The 24,182-nt window shown below is 65.8% G+C and carries 17 protein-coding genes; 4 read left to right on the top strand and 13 right to left on the bottom strand.

What is annotated here, in order from left to right; translation table 11 throughout:
• Window positions 1-142 precede the first annotated feature (142 nt).
• Window positions 143-1,726 carry a POT-type proton-dependent oligopeptide transporter gene (locus AC56LU_RS14435; RefSeq protein WP_497176303.1) on the top strand — a complete coding sequence of 528 codons (1,584 nt, stop codon included), beginning with the start codon at window positions 143-145 and terminating at the stop codon, window positions 1,724-1,726.
• A 133-nt stretch (window positions 1,727-1,859) separates the two neighbouring features.
• Entirely contained in the window at window positions 1,860-4,583 is a 2,724-nt protein-coding gene (locus AC56LU_RS14430; RefSeq protein ID WP_497176302.1) for an alpha-1,6-glucosidase domain-containing protein, read from the top strand.
• 14 nt (window positions 4,584-4,597) lie between these two features.
• On the opposite strand, the gene AC56LU_RS14425 is transcribed toward AC56LU_RS14430, so the two are convergent.
• On the bottom strand, window positions 4,598-4,912 hold the full coding sequence (locus AC56LU_RS14425; protein WP_497176301.1) for a YciI family protein: 315 nt from the start codon (window positions 4,910-4,912) through the stop codon (window positions 4,598-4,600).
• A gap of 130 nt (window positions 4,913-5,042) precedes the next feature.
• On the opposite strand from AC56LU_RS14425, the gene AC56LU_RS14420 reads away from it, so the two are divergent.
• The gene (locus AC56LU_RS14420; RefSeq protein WP_497176300.1) at window positions 5,043-5,804 is read left to right on the top strand and encodes a hypothetical protein; all 762 of its coding nucleotides are present in this window, start codon (window positions 5,043-5,045) and stop codon (window positions 5,802-5,804) included.
• Window positions 5,805-5,806: 2 nt separating this feature from the next.
• Here the strand turns inward: AC56LU_RS14420 and AC56LU_RS14415 are convergent, their stop codons facing one another.
• The 9 genes from AC56LU_RS14415 to AC56LU_RS14375 all read right to left on the bottom strand — a co-directional run bounded on the left by AC56LU_RS14415 (window position 5,807) and on the right by AC56LU_RS14375 (window position 16,291).
• A complete protein-coding gene (locus AC56LU_RS14415; protein WP_497176299.1) occupies window positions 5,807-6,556 on the bottom strand; it encodes an ABC transporter ATP-binding protein in 750 nt (249 codons plus the stop codon).
• On the bottom strand, window positions 6,546-7,304 hold the full coding sequence (locus tag AC56LU_RS14410; RefSeq protein WP_497176298.1) for an ABC transporter permease: 759 nt from the start codon (window positions 7,302-7,304) through the stop codon (window positions 6,546-6,548). The genes AC56LU_RS14415 and AC56LU_RS14410 overlap by 11 nt, the downstream gene beginning before the upstream one ends.
• A 16-nt stretch (window positions 7,305-7,320) precedes the next feature.
• Window positions 7,321-7,755, bottom strand: coding sequence for a cupredoxin domain-containing protein (locus AC56LU_RS14405; RefSeq protein WP_497176297.1), 435 nt, complete (start codon window positions 7,753-7,755; stop codon window positions 7,321-7,323).
• Window positions 7,752-8,327 carry an SCO family protein gene (locus tag AC56LU_RS14400; RefSeq protein ID WP_497176296.1) on the bottom strand — a complete coding sequence of 192 codons (576 nt, stop codon included), beginning with the start codon at window positions 8,325-8,327 and terminating at the stop codon, window positions 7,752-7,754. Before AC56LU_RS14400 ends, AC56LU_RS14405 begins: the two co-directional genes overlap by 4 nt.
• Window positions 8,324-9,349 (bottom strand): ABC transporter substrate-binding protein, encoded by a 1,026-nt coding sequence (locus tag AC56LU_RS14395; protein WP_497176295.1) that lies wholly within the window; start codon window positions 9,347-9,349, stop codon window positions 8,324-8,326. Before AC56LU_RS14395 ends, AC56LU_RS14400 begins: the two co-directional genes overlap by 4 nt.
• 63 nt (window positions 9,350-9,412) lie before the next feature.
• Entirely contained in the window at window positions 9,413-11,275 is a 1,863-nt protein-coding gene (locus AC56LU_RS14390) for a glucokinase (RefSeq protein WP_497176294.1), read from the bottom strand.
• A gap of 217 nt (window positions 11,276-11,492) precedes the next feature.
• Window positions 11,493-13,181, bottom strand: coding sequence for an alpha-amylase family glycosyl hydrolase (locus AC56LU_RS14385; RefSeq protein ID WP_497176293.1), 1,689 nt, complete (start codon window positions 13,179-13,181; stop codon window positions 11,493-11,495).
• Between the two features lie 23 nt (window positions 13,182-13,204).
• Window positions 13,205-14,860: an alpha-D-glucose phosphate-specific phosphoglucomutase gene (locus tag AC56LU_RS14380; protein WP_497176292.1), complete on the bottom strand. Its 1,656-nt coding sequence runs from the start codon at window positions 14,858-14,860 to the stop codon at window positions 13,205-13,207.
• Window positions 14,861-14,953: 93 nt separating this feature from the next.
• Window positions 14,954-16,291, bottom strand: coding sequence for an MFS transporter (locus AC56LU_RS14375; protein ID WP_497176291.1), 1,338 nt, complete (start codon window positions 16,289-16,291; stop codon window positions 14,954-14,956).
• 214 nt (window positions 16,292-16,505) lie between these two features.
• On the opposite strand from AC56LU_RS14375, the gene AC56LU_RS14370 reads away from it, so the two are divergent.
• Window positions 16,506-17,360, top strand: a complete 855-nt coding sequence (locus AC56LU_RS14370; protein ID WP_497176290.1) for an alpha/beta hydrolase — start codon at window positions 16,506-16,508, stop codon at window positions 17,358-17,360.
• Window positions 17,361-17,476: 116 nt separating this feature from the next.
• Here AC56LU_RS14370 and AC56LU_RS14365 read toward each other — a convergent pair whose 3' ends face one another.
• From AC56LU_RS14365 to AC56LU_RS14355, 3 genes are all read right to left on the bottom strand, one after another.
• Window positions 17,477-19,273, bottom strand: a complete 1,797-nt coding sequence (locus AC56LU_RS14365) for a DEAD/DEAH box helicase (protein ID WP_497176289.1) — start codon at window positions 19,271-19,273, stop codon at window positions 17,477-17,479.
• Window positions 19,274-19,426: 153 nt separating this feature from the next.
• Window positions 19,427-20,938: a tryptophan halogenase family protein gene (locus AC56LU_RS14360; protein ID WP_497176288.1), complete on the bottom strand. Its 1,512-nt coding sequence runs from the start codon at window positions 20,936-20,938 to the stop codon at window positions 19,427-19,429.
• A gap of 85 nt (window positions 20,939-21,023) precedes the next feature.
• Window positions 21,024-23,930, bottom strand: a complete 2,907-nt coding sequence (locus tag AC56LU_RS14355; protein ID WP_497176287.1) for a TonB-dependent receptor — start codon at window positions 23,928-23,930, stop codon at window positions 21,024-21,026.
• Window positions 23,931-24,182: the final 252 nt, after the last annotated feature.

Below are 24,182 nucleotides of genomic sequence, written 5' to 3'. Positions count from 1 at the left end.
AAAACCATGATTTGATCATCGCGCTGAGAAAGTAGCTAAACTACGGATCGTTTGTAGCTGATTTGTTTCGCAGCGATATTTTTATTGCAAAGTAACTCAGCCTCGGCATAGGATCGCGTCTGTATCGATTTTCGAGGAAGCCATGACTTCTCCAGCCACGAGTGAACTGAAAAGCGCCGGGCGCATGCCGCGGCAGATTCCCTACATCATCGCCAACGAGGGTTGCGAGCGGTTCAGCTTCTACGGGATGCGCAACATCCTGACGCCCTTCCTGATTTCGACGCTGCTGATCTTCCTGCCGGAGAACATGCGCACCGGCGAAGCGAAGGACGTGTTCCACACCTTCGTCATCGGGGTGTACTTCTTCCCGCTGCTGGGAGGCTGGCTGGCCGACCGCTTCTTCGGCAAGTACAACACCATCCTCTGGCTCAGCCTCGTGTACGTCGCAGGTCACGCCTGCCTCGCCATCTTCGAGGACAACGTCAAGGGCTTCTATTTCGGCCTGTTCCTGATCGCGCTCGGTTCGGGCGGCATCAAGCCGCTGGTGTCCTCGTTCATGGGCGACCAGTTCGACCAGACCAACAAGGGCAAGGCGAAGCTGGTGTTCGACGCCTTCTACTGGATCATCAACTTCGGCTCCTTCTTCGCTTCGCTCCTGATGCCGCTGTTCCTGAAGAACTACGGCCCGGCGGTGGCCTTCGGCATCCCCGGCATCCTGATGGCCATCGCCACCCTGGTGTTCTGGGCCGGCCGCAAGAAGTACGTCAACGTGCCACCGACGGCGCGCGACCCACATTCGTTCATGCGCGTGGTGCGCAGCGCGCTGATGGCGCAGAAGTTCCCCGGCCAGGGCCGTCCTGGCCTGGCCGTTGCCGTGGCAGGCCTGGTCGCTGCCTTCGCATCGCTGCTGCAAATCCCGAACTGGGGTTTCGTGATCTCCGCCTGCACGGCGCTCGTCATCCTGATCGCCGCAGTCGGCATCGGCGCATCGATGCAGCTCGAACGCGCACGCGGCATCCACCCCGACCTTGCGGTGGACGGCGTGCGCGCGGTGCTGCGCATCCTGATCGTGTTCGCGCTGGTCACGCCGTTCTGGTCGCTGTTCGACCAGAAGGCCTCGACCTGGATCGTGCAGGCCAACGACATGACCACCGAGGTCAGCCTGCTCGGCTTCAGCTTCAGCGTGCTGCCGGCCCAGATGCAGGCGCTCAATCCGCTGCTGGTGATGCTGCTCATCCCCTTCAACAACATCGTGCTGTTCCCGCTGATCCGCAAGATGGGCGTGGAGCCCACCGCCCTGCGCCGCATGACCGCCGGCATCGCCTTCTCGGCGCTGGCCTGGATCGCGGTCGGCTGGCTGCAGCTGCAGATCGACGCCGGCGACGCGGTATCGATCGCCTGGCAGATCCTGCCCTATGCCCTGCTGACCCTGGGCGAGGTGCTGGTCTCGGCCACCGGCCTGGAATTCGCCTATAGCCAGGCGCCGGCCGCGATGAAGGGCATCATCATGGCCCTGTGGTCGCTGGCCGTCACCGTCGGCAACCTGTGGGTGCTGATCGTGAACAAGGGCGTGAAGGACCCCGGCGTCATCGCCAGCATCGAAAGCTCGGGCGTGGGCCTGATGGCCTTCCAGATGTTCTTCTTTGCCGCATTCGCCATGCTGGCCGCGCTGGCCTTCGCCCTGTATGCCAAACGCTACAAGATGGTCGACCACTACCGCGCTTGATACCTCGGTGCGACGATGTTCGTAGGGTGGACGGCTATGCCGTCCGCGCGTTCAACCGTCGCTGAATCCATCCTTTTTATTGACAGGACTACCGCCGCTTGAACGCGTGGGCGGGAGACCCGCCCACCCTACAATGACCAGACTTCGCTATATTGCCGTGGCAGCCGCCGCCCTCGCCTCGTCCGCACACGCTGCGGTGCCCCTCGCCACTTGCGACGATCCGTCGTTCCAGCAGGTCCTGCACGCCTCCAGCGCCACGTTGGAAGCGCGTGCGGTCTGGCTCGACCGCCGGCAACTAACCTGGCCCGGCGCCGACGCAAATGGCGGCTTCCGCCTGTACCACTCGGCCAAGGCCGCCATCGTTGCCAAACCCGGCGCGAAGGTGGAAGGCGCCGATGGCGCGCTGGCGCTCGAGACTTCCCTCGCAAAACTGCCGGTCCGCTTCAAGTACGTGGCTGCAGGCCCGGTGTTGTCGGTGCGTGCAGGCGACGTGGCGCGCCTGAAGGACCTGCACCGCGGCCAGCTGGTGCTGGTGCAGGAAGCCGCGGACGGCACGGTACGCGCGGCGACGCGCATCCAGGCGGCGGGCGCACTGGACGACCTGTACGCAGCCGCGGGCGAGCTGCCCGGGCTCGGCGCCACGCCGAAAAAGGGACGCACGACGTTCCGCCTGTGGGCGCCGACCGCGCGCAGCGCCGCGGTCTGCAGCTACGACAGCGCCACCGGCAAGGCGAACGCGGTCCACGACATGGCTTTCGATGCCCGCACCGGCGCCTGGAACGCACAAGTTCCACGTGACCTCTCCGGCAGCTATTACCGCTATGCGGTCGACGTGGCGGTGGACGGCATGGGGCTGGTGCGCAACCTCGTCACCGATCCCTATTCCGTCAGCCTCACCACCGACTCGAAGCGCAGCTACGTGGCCGACCTGGACGCGGCGAAGCTCAAGCCGAAGGGGTGGGACGCGACGCGACCGCCGAACACGGTCAAGGCGCAGACCGACATGGTCATCTACGAACTGCATGTGCGCGACTTCTCGATTAACGACCCGAGCGTGCCAGTGGAAAAGCGCGGCAAGTACACTGCGTTCGGCGAAGCGAACTCGAACGGCATGCGCCATCTGAAGGCCCTGGCCAAGTCAGGCCTGACCGACATCCACCTGCTGCCGGTGTACGACCTGGGCAGCGTCCCGGAAAAGGATTGCGCAGTGCCCGCCCCCGCCGGCGCGCCGGATGGCGAGCTCCAGCAGGCGCTCGTCCGCAAGACCGCGGATACCGACTGCTTCAACTGGGGCTACGACCCCTACCACTACAACGCACTGGAGGGCAGCTACGCCAGCGATTCGCTTGATGGCGCGCGCCGCATCCTGGAGTTCCGCCAGATGGTGATGGACCTGCACAAGGCCGGCCTGCGCGTCGGCACCGACGTCGTCTACAACCATACCTTCATCGCCGGGCAGAATGAAAAATCGGTGCTCGACCGCGTGGTGCCGGGCTACTACCACCGCCTGAACGCGGCGGGCGGCATCGAGCGCTCGACCTGCTGCGACAACACGGCAACGGAAAACATGATGATGGCCAGGCTGATGATCGACTCGGCCGAGTTGTGGACCCGTCACTACAAGATCGACTCCTTCCGCTTCGACCTGATGGGCCACCAGCCGCGCGAAGCCATGGAGCGCCTGCAGAAACGGGTGGACAAGGCGGCAGGCCGGCATGTAGAGCTGATCGGCGAGGGCTGGAATTTCGGTGAAGTTGCCGACGGCGCCCGCTTCGTGCAGGCGTCGCAGCTGTCGCTGAACGGCTCGGGCATCGGCACCTTCAGCGACCGCGCGCGCGATGCGGTGCGCGGCGGCTCGGCCGGCGATTCGGGCGAAGCGATGATCCGGCGCCAGGGCTACATCAACGGCCTGGTTTATGATCCGAATGCAGCCCCCAACGCACAAGGCGGCGAACACAAGGCAGTCGATCTGCTGCGCGCCGCCGACATGATTCGCGTCGGGCTGGCCGGTTCGGTGCGCCCGTTTGCCTTCCAGACCTTCGACGGCCAGCGGCGCAGGCTGGAAGACATCGCCTACGGCAACCAGCCGGCCGGCTATGCGAGCCAGCCCGGCGAGGTGGTGAACTACGTCGAGAACCACGACAACCAGACGCTGTTCGACATCAACGTGCTCAAGCTGCCGGTCGATACCAGCCCGGCCGAGCGAGCCCGCGTGCAGGTGCTGGGCATGGCGATCAATGCCTTCAGCCAGGGCGTGGCCTATTACCACGCCGGCATCGACACCCTGCGCTCGAAATCGCTGGACAAGAACAGCTTCAATTCGGGCGACTGGTTCAACCGCATCGACTGGACCTACCAGGACAACTATTTCGGCACCGGCCTGCCGCAAAGCGACGACAACGGCAAGGACTGGCCGCTGCTCAAGCCCTACCTGGCCAAGGCCGCCGCATTCAAGCCGGCGCCCGCCGACATCGCCTTTGCGCGCGACGCCTTCCGCGACCTGCTGGCGATCCGCGCCAGCTCGACGCTGTTCCGCATGCGCTCGACCGACGACATCGTGGAGCGCCTGCGCTTCTTCAACACCGGGCCGCAGCAAGAGGCCACCGTGCTGGCAGCGTGGATCGACGGCAAGGGCTATCCGGGTGCGCGCTTCGGCGGCATCAGCTACCTGGTGAACGTGGACAAGGTGGCGCACACCGTGAGCGATGCGGGGCTGCGCGGCAAGCGCCTCAAGCTGCATCCGGTGCATGCCGCCGCCGGCGCCGCGGACAAGCGTGCCGCACAGGCGCGCTTCGACAGCGCAAGCGGCAGCTTCACGGTGCCGCCGCGCACCGCGGTGGTGTTCGTCGCCGAATAAGCAGCGACCAGGAATCAGCCCGTCGGGTCCATCAGACGGGCGATCTCCACCGAACCCTTCTCGTCGAAGATCGGGCATTCCTCGGCCAGGCTGACGGCCTCGTTGAAATCGGCCGCGGCGATGACGGAGTACCCGGACAAGGAGGCGCTGCTCAGCTTCGGACCAAGCAGCCGACTCGGCATCTGGACGCTGCTCAGCGCCAGGCTGCCGCGGTCCACCAGCGCGGAACCCAGCATCTCGAACCATTTGTCCCATTCTTCGGGATTGTGCTGCGGGCCTTCCGCCTCGTCGACGGTCGATCCGCGGTAAACGATCAGGTATCGTTCCATGCCGGCTCCTCTGCGCAAATGTTCAGCAAAACATAGCAGAAGGAAGCGGCATACGACGCACGGATTGCATTCTCGCCGGGATGGAATTGGTGAGTATCCAGAGCGAGGGCCTTCGCTATACTGGCCGCCTATGGCAAGTTTCCCGCTCTCCCCTTCGCGCTTCCCTTCGCTGTCCGCCGCGCCGCCCGACCGGCGCCTGGCCGGCATCCTTGCGACGGTGCTGGTCCATGCGGCCCTGATCCTGGCCTGGCAAGCGGCCCGCACGCCGTCGCCGGCGCAGCAGGGAGACGAGGCGCTGATGCAGTGGGTCGATCTACCCCCCATCGTGCCGGCAAGGGTGGCGCCGCCCGTCATGCCGGCCGCGGACGCGCGCCAGCCGGCCCGTCCGGCCGCCGGGCGTCCCATGCGTTCCAGCCCCGCCACGGCCGCTGCGGCTGCCCCGGATGCGGCCACACCCGTCGTCCAGGAGCGCGCGCCCGAACCCGCCCAGCCGGCGGAAACGCCAAGCCGGCCCAGTGCGGCCGACATCATGGAGCACGCGCGGCGCAGCGTCGCCGGCATCGACCGCGCCCTGCGCAAGGAAAGCAAACCGACCATCGTGGCGCCGCCCGACAGTCCGGAGATTCGCATGCGCCAGGGCATGGAGCAGGCCCACGCCCTGGCGCCGCCGCGCCTGTGGGAGGCGCCGAAGGTGGAGGAACTGGTGAACAACACCGGCGACGGCGCACGCCGCACGCGCGTCATTACCGGCCGGCGCACCTACTGCATCACGGAGCGCTCCACTGCCACCAACGTCGAAATGATCGAAATGCACGGCAAGATCAGGCTGACCAATTGTCCCGGACCCGAGACGCCCGCCAAGCGCCAGGAGTGGCGCACCGCGCGCGACTGAACTCAGTCCCAGGTCAACCCGAGCTGCTCCAGGATCGCATCCTTCATCGACTGCAGGGCCGGATCCGACAGCTTGCGCGGATGCGCCTGCGCAATCGGGAAGACCGACTGGATCGTGGTCGGGCGCTGCGACAGCACCACCACGCGGTCGGCCAGGTAGATCGCCTCTTCCACGTCGTGCGTGATCAGGATGACCGTGTGGCGCTCCTCGCGCAGCACGCGCAGCAGTTCGTTGCGCATCTTCAGCGCGGTCAGCGCGTCGAGCGCCGAGAAAGGCTCGTCCATCAGCAGGATGTCGGGCTTCACCGCCAGTGCCCGCGCGATCTCGACGCGCTTGAGCATGCCGCCCGAGAGTTCGTGCGGGTAGGACTTCTCGAAGCCCTTCAAGCCCACGACCTCGGCGTAGTGGTCGGCGGTGGCCGCCTTGGCGGCATTGTCCCGGCCGGACAGGCCGAACATCAAGTTCTCGCGCACCGTCAGCCAGGGGAAGACCGAACCGTGCTGCGAGATGACGATGGCGTTCGGCGACGGCCGCGTGACCGGGACGCCGTCGATCGCCACCGTCCCGCTGTCGGGATGCTCGAAGCCGGACAGCAGCTTCATGAGGGTCGACTTGCCGCAGCCGGACGGGCCGACGATGGCGATGAATTCGCCCGGCGCAACGTCCAGGTCGATGCCGCCCACCACCTGCAGCGCCTTGAAGCCCTTGCGCAGCGCGCGGATGGCGATTTTCGCATTTACCCTAGCGTCCATAGCGCCACCTTACCCCTTTGAGGCCTTCGAGGCGGCGCATCAGCACGTCCAGCCCCAGGCCGATGAGACCGATGATGATCATGGCCGCGACCACCAGGTCGTAGCGGTTGCCGGCATTGCGCGCATCCATGATCAGGAAACCCAGGCCCGAGCTGCGCACGATCATCTCGGCCGCCACCACGACCAGCCAGGCCACCCCTAACGCGATGCGCATCCCGGTCAACACTTCCGGCAGCACGGCCGGCACGATCACCTGGCGGAACAGCTTGGCGCGCGGCACGCCGAAGTTCTCGGCCGCGCGCAGGTAGCGCCCGTCGATGGCATGCACGCCGGCCGAGGTCTGCACGATCAGCGGGAACACCGCGGCCAGGAAAATCAGGAACACCGGCGCGACGTCGCCCACGCCGAACCACAGGATCGCGATCGGGATCCAGGCGATCGGCGAGATCGGGCGCATGATCTGGAACACCGGGTTGAGCGTGCGGTAGGCGCCGTCCACGCGCCCCATCCACAGACCGAGCGGCAGCGCGACCACCAGCGCCAGCAGGAAGCCGGTGGCGACCCGTACCAGCGAGGCGCCGATGTGCTGCCACAGCGTGCCGTCGCGGGCCAGCTCCAGCGCGCCGCTGGCCACCTGTTGCGGCGAGGGGAAGATCAGGCTGCCGCTGTACGCGATCGCCGCCCACCAGAGCGCGACGATGGCGGCAAGCACCAGCAGCGGAGGCCATATCCTGTTCAGTCTATCCATGGTTCATGCGTTGCGATCAGTGGAGGAACTCATTGGGGAAATTAGTGAGGGAATGCAGGCGCCACTTCAGGCGCGCCAGGCCGGCGACGGGCGCTTCCTCGACCAGCACCGTCATCTTGCCGCTGGCGTGGGCGGTGCAGTCGAAAGGGTGTTCGCCGGCCTGCGCGAACGGCAGGCGGAAGTCCTGGCCCGGCATGATCAAGACGGGGCCGAAGACCTGCGGCACCGTATCGCTGTTGCGCAGCAGGAGCACGTCGCGCACACCCAGGGTCAGGGTGATCTGCTCGGGCAAGATGCTGGTCTTGTCGCCTTTCATGCGGCGCTCCCAGGTGCCCTTCGGGATCTCGAACAGCTGCTCGCGCGAGGCGGCGCGCAGCGGCGCGAACGCCGCCCAGGCCAGCAGTGCAGCCAACAACGCCATGAAGAAGGCAAGGCCGATCCGCTTTGTCATTCGCCCGCCAGCACGTTCACGTCGTGCACGATCTCGTCGGCCGGCCGGCCAAACGGCGCCAGCGCCCGCAGCATGCCCTTCTTGTCGACGAAGTAGAGGTAAGACGAATGGCCCACCTGGTAGCCGGCCTGGCCGCCTGGCGCGGCCATCTTCGTCGCCGTGATGCCGTAGTCCTTGCGGATGGCCGCCATCTGCGCCGGGGTGCCGGTCAGGCCGATGAAACTCTTGTCGAACTGCGCCAGGTAACTGGCAAGGCGCGCCGGCGTGTCGCGTTCCGGGTCCACCGAAACGAACACCACCTGCAGCCGGTCGGCGTTGGCGCCCAGCTTTTGGCGCGCCTGCGCCAGCATGGCGAGCGAGGCCGGGCACACGGCCGGGCAATGGGTGAAGCCGAACTCCAGCACCACCACCTTGCCGCGCAGCGCGGACAGGCGGAACTCGCTGCCGTCGGCGGCCGTCAAGGCGATCTCGGGCGCCACGCGCGCCGGCGAGAAGCTGCCCGATTTGAGCGCCGGGGCGGCCTGCACGGTGGCGGCCACCAGCAGCAGGGCTGCAAGCACGCTGCACTTCATAGCGTCACCTTCACCGGCTTGATATTCCGGACGAAGCTCTCGTCCACATATTGTTCGTAGCGTACCGGACGCTTGAGCGTGCCGGCCTGCACCGACAATTGCATCAACTCGTCGAACTCGGCGCGCAGCATGCGCAGGTCGCCGTAGGTCACGCGATCCGACGGGTTGTTCATCACGAAGCGAATGATGTTCGGGTCCTGGTTGAAGAACTGGCGCTTGGACGCGATCACGGCCGCCTTGTCGCGATTGGCGGGCGCGGCGTCGAGCCAGGTGCCGGCGGCCTGCACATGGTTCACCAGGTCCTGCACCAGCGGGCGATTGGTGTCGATGAGTTCCTGGCGCACGGTCAGCACGCAGCAGATGTAGTTGCGCCACTGGTCGCGCGTCATCGACAGCGGACGCGCATAGCCGGCGCGCTGGGCCGCGGCCCCGAACGGCTCGCCGGTGCAGTAGGCGTCCACGGCCTTCGCATACAGCGCGGCCGGCATGTCGGGCGGCGCCATCTCGATGATCTCGATGTCCCTGGCCGACATGCCTTCGCGCGCCAGCATCTTGCGCAGGAACAGGTAATCCACCGCGAAACGGCTCGGGATGGCGATGCTCTTGCCGCGCAGGTCGGCGAACTTCCTGAACGGCGAATCGGTGCGCACCATGATGACGGCGCCCGAACGGTGCCCGAGCGAGACGATCTTGAGCGGGATGCGCCAGTCGGTCAGGTCCATCACCAGCGGCGCCAGCATGTAGGCCGCCTGGATGCGGCCGGTCATCAAGGATTCCTTGATCTCCGGCCAGCCCGAGAACTTGCTGTACTCGAAGGCCGTGAAGGCTGCATCCGGCTTGCCGTCGTTGACCGCGCGCGCCTTGCAGGCGATCGGCAGCGTCAGGTTGCAGGTGACGGGCAGGCCGCCCACGCGCAATGGCCCGGAGGCCGGCGCCGCGCTCGCATCGCTGCCCATGCCCACCAGCGGCAAGGTCAAGGCGCCGCCTAAAAGCTGGCGCCGGCGCGGGGAATGCTCAAACATGGAAACGCTTCCAAAATCCTCAGGGTGGGCCAATTCTAGCACTGTATTGACCTGGACCAACCCTTAAATATCGAGATGGGAGATGAGCAGCCTGCGTTCCGCATCTCCCTCGGGCGCATCCCCATTGCCGCCCTGGTTGCCGAGCGAAATCCCGACCGACATGATGTCGATGAGGAGCAGCTGCAGGATGCGCGAGATCATCGACAGGAAGGTGGTGCTGTCTTCGCTGTGGTCCACCGCCAGGCAGACGGTCGATTTCTTCGCCAGCTGCGACTTGCTGCTGGTGATGGCGATGACGTCCGCCCCTGCGGCACGGGCGATATCCACCGCCTCGAGCAGCTCCGGCAGCTGGCCGGCGGTGGAGATGGCGATCACCACGTCGCCCGGTCCCAGCAGGCCGGCGGCCAGCGTGAACAGGTGCGAGTCGCCGTACAGGGCGGCCGGGATACGGAAGCGGAAGAACTTGTGCTGGCCGTCCAGCGCCACCGCGCGCGCATTGCCCATCGCGTAGAACTCCACGCGGCGTGCACGGCGCAGCAGTTCGATGGCGCGGTCGATCGCATGCACGTCCAGCTGGTCGCGGAACTTCAGGATCGCCGACACCGTGTTGTCGATCACCTTGGCCGACAGGTCGTGGGTGCTGTCGCTCATGCGCACCTGGCTGTGGCGCACCGGAATGGTGCCGGTCAGGCTGCCGGCGAATTTCAGTTTGAACTCGGCCAGGCCCTGGAAGCCGAGCGAGCGGCAGAAGCGGATCACGGTCGGCTGGCTCACATCGGCCAGGCGCGCGATCTCGGCGATCGGCTCGCCCAGCATCTTGCGCGGGTGCTCCAGCACCAGGCTTGCCACGCGCTGCTCGGCCGGCGACAGCTCGTGGCGCAGCTGCTGCACCCGGTCCATCAGCGTGTTGGCGCCGCTGCGGCCGCGCAGGTGTTCGGACAGGATCCGCGCCACCCCATGCAGGGCCGGGTTGGGGGTCATGATCACGTAGGTCGGGATCTGCGCGATGTAGTCGGTGAAGCGGCCTTTCGCTTCGAAGCGCGCGCGGAAGGGCGAAGTGGCGAACCATTCTGCAATGCGCGGCACGATGCCGCCGCCGATGAAGATGCCGCCGAAGGCGCCCAGCGTCACCGCCAGGTTGGCGGCCGCGCCGCCCAGCATGCCGGCGAAGACCTCGAGGGTTTCGAGGCACAGTGCATCGCCCTCTTCCAGCGCGCCGCTGACGATGTCGGCGGTGCTGCGGCCGGGTGCGGAGACCCCATTGCGTTTGGCCAGCGCGCGGTACATCAATTCGATGCCGGGGCCGGAAATCAGGCGCTCGTTCGATACGTGCGGCCATTCCTGCCAGGCGTACTGCAGGATCGCGAACTCGCGCTCGTCGGCCGGGGCGAAATTGACGTGGCCGCCTTCGCTGCCCAGCGTGACGAAACCGTCGATGGTCGGGATCACGCCAGACACGCCCAGGCCGGTGCCCGGCCCGAGCACGCCGGCCACGGCATGGCTCTGTGGCGCACCGCCGCCGACCTGCAGCAGGTCTTTCGGTTCGAAGCCCGGCAGCGCCATCGCCAGCGCGGTAAAGTCGTTCACGATCAGCAGGGTCGACAGGCCGAGCGCGCGCCGCACCTCGTCGGTCGAGAACGCCCAGTCGCGGTTGGTCATGCGGATGGTATCGCCGCTGATCGGATTGGCCAGCGCGAACGCGGCGTGGTTGATGCGCACCCCACCGGTCTGGGCGAGATAGGCGTGCAGCAGCGGCACGATGCCGGTGAAGTCGTCGCAGAGCAGCACCGCCACCTGGCGCAGCACGCCGGGCGCGGTCTCGAGACCGAAGCGCGCATGGGTGGCGCCGATGTCCGCAAGCAGGCGCGGGCCATCGGCGAATGCGGCGCGGGAGGGTTTCAGTTCGGTGTCGGGTTCAACAGTCATCGCGATCAGAGGCTGGGCGGGACATCAGTCCCGGATCGCGTTAGGATACCATTGAACGATTGGCAAGAATACGGCTCAATCGTTGATGCGACGTACCGAAGTGGCGTAGGGTGGGCAAGTTTCTTGCCCACGCGTTCAGCGACCTTCATCTCACCACGGCGCGTACTTGCATATGTGATGTGAACGCGTGGGCGGGAGACCCGCCCACCCTACGGTATCAGTCCTGCGCGATCAGGGCCACGGGCGCCGGTGCGGCGAACTGCACCTTGCCGCCAGTGACGACCGCGCTCTGGCCCGAGTACCATTCGCGCACGGTCTGGCCGTCGTTGAACACGCCGGCCACCTGGATTGGTACCGCCTTGTCCTTGGGCAGGTCGAGCGCCACGACCACGCGATCGGATACGCTGCCCTGCTGCCAGGTGCGCTTGAAGGTGTAGGGGCTCGCCGCGATCATCTGGTGCCTGCCTGCGCCTATCGCCGGGTGGGCGGCGCGGAAGCGGCCCAGCTTGGCCCAGTGCTCGTGAATGTCGGCCACGCGGTGCATGCCGCGCTGGGCGTTGGCCGCCAGCTCGTCCCAGTTCATGAACGAGCGCAGCTTGGCGTCGCCTGCCGCGCCTTCGATGTTCAGCATGCGCGCGGTCTCGTCGCCGTAGTAGATCTGGGCCGCGCCAGGCGCCAGCAGCAGCTTGTTGGCCGACTCGATCGGGCGCTGGCGCGCCGGATCGAAAGGACTGCCGTCGTCGTGCGAGCTGATGTAGTTCAGCACCGAATAGCCCTTCATCGGGCCGTGCAGGGCCTTCGAGTAGTCCGAGAACAGCTTCTCGTAGCCCTGGGCCGCATCCGACTTCATGCTGAAGTTGATCATGTTGTCGAAGCCATTGGCCAGCCAGTCGACGGTGACCCCGCCCCCCATGTCGAAGCTGCGGCCATGGTTGATCGAGTAATTGTAGACTTCCGATGTCATGAAGAACGGCAGGTTGCCGAGTCGCTTGGCCGGGTTGGCGCGCTTCCACTCCTCGAAGGCCAGGCTGGCTTCCTGCTTGAGTTCCTTCCACACACCCGGCTCGGTGTGCTTGACGGTGTCGGCGCGGAATCCATCCACGCCGTACTTGCGCACCCAGTCGGCGTGCCACTTGACCAGGTAGAAGCGCGGCGCGCGCGGGTAGCCGGTGCGCTTGAAGAAGGCGTCCAGCTCCTTCACCTCGCGCTCGTAGCGTCCTTCCTTCTTCCATTTCGCCACCAGCGCCGGCGGCAGCGCCACGTTGGCATTGCTATTGGTGAGGATGTCCGGCAGGTTGTCCACCAGCGTGCAGTCGACCGTGGTCGGCGCATCCTTGTAGGTGCACTTCGGCCCCGTGCGTACCCAGTCCTTCGGCCACACCGGGTCTTCCTTCGTCACCGGCCCGGTATGGTTCATCACCACGTCGAGGATCACGCGGATGCCGTGGGCATGCGCCGTCTCCACAAAAGTGCGGAAGTCCTGCTCGGTGCCGAGGTTGGCGTCGACCGCGGTGAAGTCCTTGGCCCAGTAGCCATGGAAGCCGTAGGAGTTGCCGGTGCCCTCGTCGGTGGATGCGTGGATCTGTTCCACCGGCGGCGTGAGCCAGATGGCGGTCACGCCTAGCTCCTTGAAATAGCCGTCCTTGATCTTGGCCGTGATGCCGGCCAGGTCGCCGCCCATGAAGCCGCGCAGCTTGGCGGCGTCGTTCTTGCGGCCGTACGCCAGGTCGTTCGCCTTGTCGCCGTTGTTGAAACGGTCCGTCAGCAGGAAGTAGACGGTGGCGTTCTCCCAGACGAAAGGCTTGCCGGCCGGTTTGGCGGCGGTGGCGGTCTGCGCGCCGGCCTGGGCAGAGAATGTGCCAACTGCGGCCAGCAGCATGGAGGCGGCAAGGACGGGTAGTTTCATGCGGGTTCCTGTGGGTGAGGGGTTTAGGTGATCACGGTCGGGCTCTCCCGGCCGGTGCGCTGGCGCAGTTCGGCCACGCTGTCGGCGATGGCGATCAGTTCCGACAACGCCTGCTGGGTGTCGAGCTCGTGCCGGGACGGGTCGGCTTCGTAGCGTTCGAGGTAGAGGCGGATGGTCGCGCCTTCGGTGCCGGTGCCCGATAGGCGCAGCACGATGCGCGAGCCGTCCGCCATGATGATGCGGATGCCCTGGCGCGTGGCCACCGAACCGTCGACCGGGTCGTTGTAGACGAAGTCGTCGGCCTCCGCCACGCGGAAGCTGCCCAGCGTCTGGCCCGCCAGGTCCGGCAGTTTTGCGCGCAAGGCGGCCATCAGGCCGTCGGCGGCGGCGGCGTCGACCGCTTCGTAGTCGTGGCGCGAATAATAGTTGCGGCCGAAGCGGGCCCAGTGCTCGCGCACGAGCTCATTCACGGACTTGCCTCGCACAGCCAGCAGGTTCAGCCAGAACAGCACGGCCCACAGGCCGTCCTTCTCGCGGATGTGGTGCGAACCGGTGCCGTAGCTTTCTTCGCCACACAGCGTGACCAGGTTGGCGTCCATCAGGTTGCCGAAGTACTTCCAGCCGGTCGGGGTCTCGAAGCAGGAGATGCCCAGCGCATCGGCCACGCGGTCGGCGGCTTGCGAGGTGGGCATCGAGCGCGCGATGCCGGCGATGCCCCTGGCGTAGCCAGGCGCCACGGTGGCGTTGGCGGCGATGATGGCCAGGCTGTCCGATGGGGTCACGGCCAGGTTGCGGCCGACGATCATGTTGCGGTCGCCGTCGCCGTCCGACGCAGCGCCGAAGTCGGGCGCATCGGGGGCGTTCATGTGCGCGACCAGGTCGGCCGCATTGACCGGGTTCGGGTCCGGGTGGCCGCCGCCGAAGTCTTCCAGCGGTTCGCAATTCACCACCGTGCCAGCTGGCGCGCCGAGCATGCCCTCGATGATGGCTTTCGCGTAAGGACCGGACACCGCATGCATGGCGTCGAAGCGCATCCGGAAACCGCGCCCGAACAGCGCGCGGATGGCGGAAAAATCGAACAAGCGCGCCATCAGCTCGCTGTAGTCGGCCACCGGGTCGATGACCTCGACCACCATATTCTCGAGCTGGGTGCGGCCCGGCTGGTCGAGGTCGACCGGGCCGGCATCGCTGATGCGGTAGCTGCTCAGGGCCTGGGTGTTGGCGAAGATCGCCTCGGTGATCTTCTCTGGCGCCGGGCCGCCGTTCTCGATGTTGTACTTGATGCCGAAGTCGCCATCCGGACCGCCGGGATTGTGGCTGGCCGAGAGCACGATGCCGCCGAAAGCGGCGTGCTTGCGGATCACGCAGCTGACCGCGGGCGTGGAAAGGATGCCGCCGCGGCCCACCAGGCAACGTGCCACGCCATGGGCGGCGGCCATGCGCAGGATGGTCTGGATCGCTTCGCGGTTGAAATAGCGGCCGTCGCCGCCGACGACGAGGGTGCCGCCCCCACCCTTGCCTTCGCCCTCGCCCTCGCCCTCGCCCAGGGTAAGGAAAATCGCTTCGACAAAATTCTCGAGGTAGCCGGGTTGCTGGAACTCGGTGACCTTCTTGCGCAAGCCCGAGGTGCCGGGGCGTTGCCCGGCGAACGGCGTGGTCGGATTGGCGTGGATGCTCATGCTTCGCTCCTGTCGTTATAACGTAGTGCAACACCGCACGATGTTGGTAAAACGTTACGATACGACAGGCGCGAAATCATTGGCGCGCGGCGCTCAGATGCTCGATTTAACGGGCGCGGCGCGGTCGGTGACGAATAGCGTCAGCACGGCCGCCAGCAGCATGGAAGCGCCGCCCAGGGCCACGGTCATCACGGTGTGGCCGCCGAAGAAGTGCTTGGTGACGCCGCCCAGCAGCAGGCCGCTGCAGATCTGCGGGATCACGACGAAGAAGTTGAACAGGCCCATGAAGTAACCCATGCGCTTGGCCGGCAGCGAGCCCGCCAGGATCGCGTAGGGCATGGTCAGGATCGAAGCCCAGGCCAGGCCGACGCCGATCATCGGCAGCATCAGCATGTCGCGGTCGGTGATCAGGACAATGCTGGCCAGGCTCAGGCCGCCGATCGCCAGGCAAGTCGCGTGCACGGTCTTGCGCGAGGTAGCGCGTGCGAACACCGGCAGCAGGAAGGCGGCCAGCGCCGAAACGCCGCTATAGACCGCGAACATCACGCCGACGAAACTGCCCGCGGCCTGGAACTCGGACGATTGCGCATCCGTGGTGCCAAAGACGTTGTCGGCAATTGCCGAACCGGTGTAGATCCACATCGCGAACAGCGCGATCCAGGTGAAGAACTGCACGAAGGCCAGCTGCACCATGGTCTTGGGCATCTTGCCGAAGCCGCCGACGATCTCTTTCAGGGCCACGCCCAGGCTGCGCGAGTGCTTGCGCTCGGCGTTGAAGGCGTCCATGTCCGGAGGCGGCAGTTCGTCGGCACTGATGACGGTCCAGAGCACGGCCAGGAAGAAGATCGCGCCGCCGGCATAGAAGGAGTAGCGCACGGTCTCGGGAATCATGCCGCCAACCGCCTCGTTCGACACGCCCATCGATTCGAAGAAGGTCGGCAACAGCGAGGCGATCACCGCGCCGCAGCCGATGAAGAAGGTCTGCATCGCGTAGCCGGCGGTCTGCTGCGAGGCGTCCAGCTTGTCGCCCACGAAGGCGCGGAACGGCTCCATCGAGACGTTGATGGCGGCGTCCATCATCCAGAGCACGGCGACGGCCATCCACAGCACGCTGGAATTCGGCATCAGGAACAGCGCGATGGCGGCCAGCACGGCGCCGATGAAGAAGAACGGACGGCGGCGGCCCCATTTCGGGTGCCAGGTGTTGTCGCTCAGGTAGCCGATGATCGGCTGCACCAGCAGGCCGGTCACCGGCGCTGCCAGCCAGTACAGGGCCAGGTTGTCGGGGTCGGCGCCGAGCGTCGAAAAGATGCGGCTGGTGTTGGCGTTCTGCAGTGCGAAGCCGAACTGGATGCCGAAGAAGCCGAAGCTCATGTTCCAGAGCTGCCAGAACGACAGGCGTGGCTTGATCGCGCCGGTTTGCATATCCATCGTGGAGTCCCCAATCTGGCCCGGACCTTGCGGGCTCTCGTGTGAAGCAGGCAGCCCGGATGAGGCCAACCTACAGGTAGCTGTAGCAAAATAACATGTCGATTTCCGAGTGTCAATCGAAGAGCTCTCATAGTAGAATCGACACAACAGGGCTGGCTAAATAGCACAGCTCTGTAGTCAAACAACACAAACAATTGATCAAGGAGACCCTCGCATGTCATCGCTTCGCCGTGCTGCTCTTCCCCTCCTGCTGGCCGTCGTGGCTGGCGCGCCCGCGCTTGCCGCCGACACCCCGAAGACCTCGACCGCCCGGCCCGGCGTGAGCCTGCTGGGCGAACCGCTGGCGATGCCCGGCCTTGAACGCAAGCGCCAGTTGCGCCTCTACCTGCCGCCCGGTTACGCCACCACCACGAAGCGCTATCCGGTGCTGTACATGCACGACGGCCAGAACCTGTTCGATGCGGCGACCGCCTATGCGGGCGAATGGAAAGTGGACGAGACCCTGGATGCGCTGGCGAAGGAAGGCAAGCTGGAACTGATCGTGGTCGGCATCGACAACGGCCAGGACAAGCGCATGACGGAGCTGAACGCCTGGGACAACGATCGTTTCGGCACGGGCGAAGGCCGCGCCTACACCGACTTCATCGTCAAGACCGTCAAGCCGATGATCGACAAGCATTACCGCACCCTGCCCGGCCGCGAAAGCACCGCGATCATGGGCAGCTCGATGGGCGGGCTGGCCTCGCACTACGCGCTGGTGCAGTACCCCGAGGTGTTCGGCAAGGCGGGCGTGTTCTCGCCGGCTTACTGGACGGCGCAGCCGTCCTTCGGCTTCGTGGCGTCGAAACCGGTGCCGAAGGATGCACGCGTGTTCATGCTGATGGGCGGGAAGGAAGGACCGCAGATGAATGCGGACGTCAAGCGCATGGCCGAGACCATGAAGCAGGCCGGGCATCCGGCAGCCAACACGGCGCTCAGGATCGTGCCCGAGGCCGAGCACAACGAGGCGTTCTGGGCGGGCGAGCTGCGTGAGGCGCTGCTGTGGATGTTTGCGCCTGATAAGACGTAGGGTGGGCGGGTCTCCCGCCCACGCGGTGATAGTTTGTGGCTCCGCTATCGTGCCGGATGATCTTGCTGCTGACTATCACCGCGTGGGCAGGGAACCTGCCCACCCTACGGTGTAACTCAGCCCTTGCGGTGCGGCTTCTTGGTGCCCGCCTTCGTGAAGCTCTTTTTCTTCGGCGGCGTCGCCATCGGCTCCTCGCCGTCGCGCGTCATGTTCAGCTGCTGCCCTGCCACCCACACCGTCTTGAGGTGGTCGACCAGGTCGGCCGGCATGTCGTCCGGCAGGTCGATCGTGCTGTAGTCGTCGTAGATCTCGATGCGGCCCATGTACTTGGCCGGCATGTTGGCTTCGTTGGCGATGGCGCCGACGATGTTGCCCGGCTTGACGCCGTGCTGGTGGCCGACCTCGATGCGGAAGGTGGCCATGCCCGGCTCGGCGTCGCGCACCACGCGCTCCTTCTTGAAGGCCGGCTCACGCGGCTCGCGGGCTTCGCGCACCGGACGGACCGGACGGTCTTCCCAGCCGCCGGCATCGCGGGCCGATTCGCGCGGCGCGAAATCGTTACCAAACTGCGCCGGCTTCGCTTCGCGGTCCGGCTTGTCGATCAGCAGCGGCTGGTCGCCACGCGCCAGCTTGGCCAGCGCCGCGGCGATGTCCACCGCCGGCACGTTCTGTTCGCGCTCGTATTCCTCGATCAGCGAACGGAATACTTCCAGGCCGCCCTCGGCCAGCGTGGCCGCGATCTGCTCCTTGAACTTCGCGATGCGCACGTCGTTTACCGCCTTGATGGTCGGCAGCGTCAGCGGCGCCACCGGCTGGCGGGTGGCGCGTTCGATCGCCTTGAGCAGGCCGCGCTCGCGCGGGGTGATGAACAGGATCGCTTCGCCGCTGCGGCCGGCGCGGCCGGTACGGCCGATGCGGTGGGTGTAGCTTTCCGGGTCGGACGGCACGTCGTAGTTGATCACGTGGCTGATGCGCTCCACGTCCAGGCCGCGGGCGGCGACGTCGGTCGCCACCAGGATGTCGATCTTGCCGTTCTTGAGCTGTTCGATGGTGCGTTCGCGCGCCTGCTGGGCCATGTCGCCGTTGATGGCCACGGCCGCGAAGCCGCGTGCCTGCAGCTTGGTCGCCAGTTCTTCGGTGCCGAGCTTGGTGCGCGCGAAGACGATCATGCCGTCGAAGGGTTCGGCTTCCAGGATGCGGGTCAGCGCATCGAGCTTCTGCATGCCGGACACCAGCCAGTAGCGCTGGGTGATGTTGGCGGCGGTGCCGGTCTTGGCGGCGACCGTCACTTCCTGCGGGTCGCGCAGGTAGGTCTTGGCGATACGCTTGATCGCCGGCGGCATGGTGGCCGAGAACAGCGTGGTCTGGCGCTCCGGCGGGGTCTGCTGCAGGATGTGCTCGACGTCGTCGATGAAGCCCATGCGCAGCATTTCGTCCGCTTCGTCCAGCACCAGGGTCTTCAGCTGGCTCAGATCCAGCGAGCCCTTCTCGATGTGATCGATCACGCGGCCCGGGGTGGCGACCACCACGTGCACGCCGCGGCGCAAGGCGGAGAGTTGCGGGCCGTAGCTCTGGCCGCCGTAGATCGGCAGCACGTGGAAGCCCTTGATGTGGGCGGCGTAGCTCTGGAAGGCCTCGGCCACCTGGATCGCGAGTTCGCGCGTCGGCGCCAGCACCAGCGCCTGCGGCGCCATCTGCTTGATGTCGATGCGCGACAGGATCGGCAGCGCGAAGGCGGCGGTCTTGCCGGTGCCGGTCTGGGCCTGCCCGAGGACGTCACGGTTGGCCAGCAGCAACGGGATCGTCGCAGCCTGGATCGGCGATGGCGTTTCGTAGCCGACGTCCTTCAGCGCCTTGAGTACGGGCGCGGAGAGGTCGAGGTCGGCAAAGTTCGGGAGGGGGGTGTCGGACATGGCAAAACTTTCAAAGTTGATACTAAAGCCCGCAGTTTACTCTCTCGGACAGGGAGGGCGGGCACAATTTGGAACGGGCTGGATTTTACCGGATGGTAAAAAACAAAAGCCCCATGCGCTTTCACGCATGGGGCCGCGTGTAAGGCAGGGTCGCTACATCTTCCTGGCAGCGCACATCTTGGCGATGTAGTCGTCATGCGACGGCATGACATTGACGCACTTGGCGATCACCTCGCGCACGCTGGCGAGGTACTCGGCAACGTCTTCCTCCGACTGCGTATCGGCCAGCGGATGGTAACCGTCGATCGGCATGTTCTGCCCTTCGAACACCTGGATCCAGCCGACTTCCGAAAACAATTCGTTGTCGACCCGGACCACGCGGCCGTGCGAGCGGTACATGGCCATCTTGTGGCGCAGCGTGTCGGGAATGGCCATGTTGGCGCACTCTTTCCAGTACTCGGAATCGGTGCGCTGGTTCAGGTGGTAGTGCAGGACGATGAAATCGCGGATGCGCTCGTACTCGAAGCGCGCCTGGCGATTGTACTCCTCGCGGTCCACGCTGCTGAAGCGGCGGTCCGGGAAGAAGTCGATCAGGCGCTGGATCGAGGACTGGATCAGGTGGATGCTGGTCGACTCGATCGGCTCCAGGAAACCGCTGGACAGGCCGATCGCCACCACGTTGCGGTTCCAGGCCTGCTTGCGCATGCCGGTCTGGAACTTGATCAGGCGCGGCTCGGCCAGCGCCTTTCCGTCCAGGTTGGCCAGCAGCGTGCTGGCCGCCTCGTCGTCGCTGATGAAGCGGCTGCAGTACACATGGCCGTTGCCGGTGCGGTGCTGGAGCGGGATGCGCCACTGCCAGCCCGACTTGTGCGCCGTCGCACGGGTATACGGCGTCATGGCGGCCACCGATTCGCAAGGCACGGCCAGCGCGCGGTCGGCCGGCAGCCAGCGGGTCCAGTCCTCAAAGCCGGTGTCGAGCGTCTGCTCGATCAGCAGGCCGCGGAAGCCCGAGCAGTCGATGAACAGCTCGCCCTCGACGCGGGTACCGTTCTCCAGCTCGACCGCGTCGACGTGACCATCGGGCTCACGCAGCGTGGCGCGGGTGATCTTGCCTTCGATGCGGGTGACGCCGCGGCTTTCCGCCAGCTTGCGCAGGAATTTCGCGTACAGGCCGGCATCGAAGTGGTAGGCGTAGTTGATGTCGCGCAGCGGCGAATTCTGCACGTCGAAGCGCGGCGGCATGAACTTGTTGGCCTTGGCGGCCATGCGCGTGATCGAGTATTCCTCGAGCGGCGCGGCCTTGCCCGCCATGTGCATGCGTTGCCAGTACTGGTCGAAGGGCACGGTGGCGAGGTCCTGCCCCAGGCGCCCGAAGCCGTGCATGTAGCGGTCGCCCAGCCGGCCCCAGTTCACGAACTCGACGCCGAGCTTGAAGCTGCCCTGGGTTTCGCGCATGAACTCGTGCTCGTCGATGCCGAGCACGCGGTTGAAGCGCTGGATCATCGGGATGGTCGCTTCGCCGACGCCGACGATGCCGATGTCGTCCGACTCGACCAGGCGGATGTTGTAGCGGCCGTTGAGCATGGTGGACAGGGCCGCCGCGGTCATCCAGCCGGCGGTGCCGCCGCCGACGATGACGATGTCCTTGATTGGTGCGTTTTGCATAGGTGTTTACCCGGAGGTCAAAAAAACAACCCCTGGCAGGCGCATGCCCGGCAGGGGTCGTTACTTTACCTTACTTCAGCTCAGCTTAGAACTTGTAGCTGGCGCCGAAGTGGTAGGTACGGCCGTAGGCGCGGCGGTTCGACGGGTTCTCTTCGTCGGTGGTGAACTCGAGGAACGGTGCGTTGTTCCAGTTCTGCGCCTGGGCATACAGGCTCACGCCCTTCAGCCAGCCGCGCTGGATTTCGTACGAAGCCTGCAGGTCGACGATGGTCTCACCCTTGATGAAGGTGAGCTGGGCGTTGTCCTGGAAGTCCGACACCTGGCCCAGGAAGCTCGAACGCTTGCGCGCCGCGGCGGCGATCTGGAAGCCGTTCTTCTCGTAGTACAGGCGCAGGTTGGTCACCTTGCGCGACAGGCCCGGCAGCGGAATGCTGAGCGGATCGCCGTTCACGTTGGCGAAACCGCTTTCCGGCAGGTTCACGTTGCTCTTGGTGTCCGAGTGGTTGACCATGACGCCGAAACCGTCCAGGTATTCGGTCAGCATCGAGAACGGCACGTTGACGGCCAGTTCGAAGCCCTTCAGGTTGCCGCCGTCGCCGTTGACCGGCTGGTTCAGCAGGCCGACGGTCGAACCGGCGTACGGGCCGGTCAGCGGCAGTGGGGTGGTCGGCGTCACGTAGGGCCCGAAGTCGAACACGCGCGGCACGCGCAGGATATAGGTGTCCAGCTTCTTGTAGAAGTAGGCGGCGCTGATGTAGCCCTTGTTGCCGAAGTATTTTTCGTACGACAGGTCGAAGGCCTTGGCGCGGAACGGCTTGAGCTGCGGATTGCCGGAGCTGCCGGTCAGGATCGGCACGCCGGTGCTGGAGATGCCGAAGCCGCTGCCGGCGCGCAGATCGTCCAGGTTGGCGCGCGACACCACCTTGGCCAGGCCCAGGCGCAGCTTCTGCTCGTTCTTCAGGTCGAAGCTCATGTTCAGGCTCGGCAGCACATCCCAGTAGCTGTCGCCGTCGCTGGTACGCTGCGCCGGGCAGGTCTGGGCGGTATTGCCGGTGCAGCGCGCACGGTCGACGACGAAGCCGCCACCGCGCTGGTTGGTATGGATCGCCTGCACACCGGCGTTACCGGTGTAGTCCAGGCCGAACAGGTTACCTTCCAGGTCGCCCATCACGTAGGCGGTGTTGATGCGCTCGCTCACGTCCCAATACTTGTTGAGGATGTCGGCATCGACCTTCTGGGCCAGCTCGTAGACCGAGCCGAGCGAGCCGCGCGGATCCCACGACAGCACATTGAAGCCCGAGTTGCCGGCCTGCGCGACAACACCACCAGGCATGGCCACGGCCGCGTACGGGCCGGCGCCGCCCTTGATGATAAGACGGCCTTCGTCGCCGGTGCGCGACTTGTCGCGCGAGGTGTGGTTGTAGCCGAAGCTGGCGCCGGTCACCGGGCCGAACTCGACGGCGCGCTTGGCGGTCAGGCGCACGGCCTTGACGGTATCTTCGACGTAAGGCTGGGCCAGGTAACCAGCCTGCGGCGAATTCTCGCCGCCCGACCAGCCCATCACGTCGGTCAGGCGCGCCACGCCGGCGTCGGCGTAGTTCGAGCCCGGGGTGTACTTCACTTCGGAGACGTTGGCACCGTTGAAGTTGGTGTAGCGCAGGGTGTCCTGGGCACGGCCGGCCAGGCCGGCGGTGGTCTCGTAGCGCGAGCTCAGCTTGGTCGCCTTCGACCAGGTCAGGTCGGCCGCGGTGGTCCAGTCGGCGATCTTCAGCTCGGAGTTCCAGCCAATGGTCTTGAGGTCGTCTTCGGAACCCTCGTAGTGGTTACGCACCACGCCCTTCCAGTTGCTGAGGGTGCCGCTGGTGGCGACGCCGTTCGACACGGTGGCCGCGCTCAGCACGTGCGGCAGCTCGTAGGCGCCGCCGCCGTTGTAGGCCACGCCGCCTTCGAAGCCGGTCTTCTTCTGGCCGGTTTCGCCGGCCGAGTAGAACAGGTCGACGGTCGACTTGAAGTTCTTGTTCGGACGGAACTGCAGCGAGGCGAAGGCGCCGTCGCGTTCCTGCGAATCGACCACGGTGTCGTAGCCGAAGCCGCCTGGGGTCTTGACCTTGGCGCCGCCGAAGTCCATCTCGGCAGTGCCCCACGAATTGAAGGTGGTCTGGCCGCCGCCGGTTTCTTCGTAGCGGGTGAAGCCCACCGCCACACCGATGGTGCGGTTGGCGAACTGGTCGATGTACGACAGGGTGGCGCGCTTGCCGTCGCCTTCAGGCAGGCCATCGGGGTGCTTCACGCCCAGGCGGGTCTTCTTGTAGCTGGCGGCGATGGTGCGCTTGCCGAAGTCCAGCGGCTGCACGGTGCGCAGGTCGATGGTCGAGGCCAGGCCCTGGCCGATGACGCTCGCGTCCGGGGTCTTGTAGATGACGATGGAACCCATCAGTTCGGCCGGGAACAGGTCGAACTCAGGCGAACGGGCATTGCCGGTCGAGGCCATTTCGCGGCCGTTCAGCAGGGTGCCGTTAAAGCTCGGCGACAGGCCGCGCACCGAGATGTCCGCAGCACGGCCCGAACCGCGGCTGCGCTGGGCCGACACGCCCGGCAGGCGCGAGATCGATTCGGCGACGCTCTGGTCCGGCAGCTTGCCGATGTCTTCGGCCGAGATGGCTTCGACGATCGACGACGAGTTCTTCTTGATCGAGATCGCCGCTTCGATACCGCGGCGGATACCGGTCACCTGGACGGTGGCGACGCCCGGCTGGGCGGTCGCGCCCGGCGGCGTCGGCTCGGCGGCGGCTGCTGCCTGCTCGGCGGAGGCCGGCGCGGTCGCGACGCTCGACGTGGCGCTGGTCGTGGTGGTGGTGTTGTCCTGGGTGGTGGCTTGCGCGTAAGCGCTGCCCGCGAACACCGACAGGAAGACTGCGCAGCCGGCGGCAACCGGGCTCAGTTGGAATGCAAGGCGGGCCGAGTCGGCGCGCTTGGTTGCGAAGATATTCATTTGTCCCCTCAAAAAGACCAATAATTTTTTCCCGAAACTACAGCGCGACAGGCGGCTGCGGCAGCCTCAAGCAAACGGTTTAGACGTTCTGTCAAGGATTCTGTATTAAAACTAGATGCACTGTCAACGGGAGTTGCTTGTTACTACGATATTGGCATGTTTTTCCGAAAATCGGCAGTACAGCACGCCTTTTGCGTTGTATTTGGGCTACAGAGCGACATTCAGATAGTTGTAGTCGGACTACAAATGCCC

The organism is Telluria sp. PB2R4, assembly GCF_059685695.1.
Note: the sequence above shows the minus strand (reverse complement) of the source record. Positions and strands in the feature narration are given on the sequence as shown.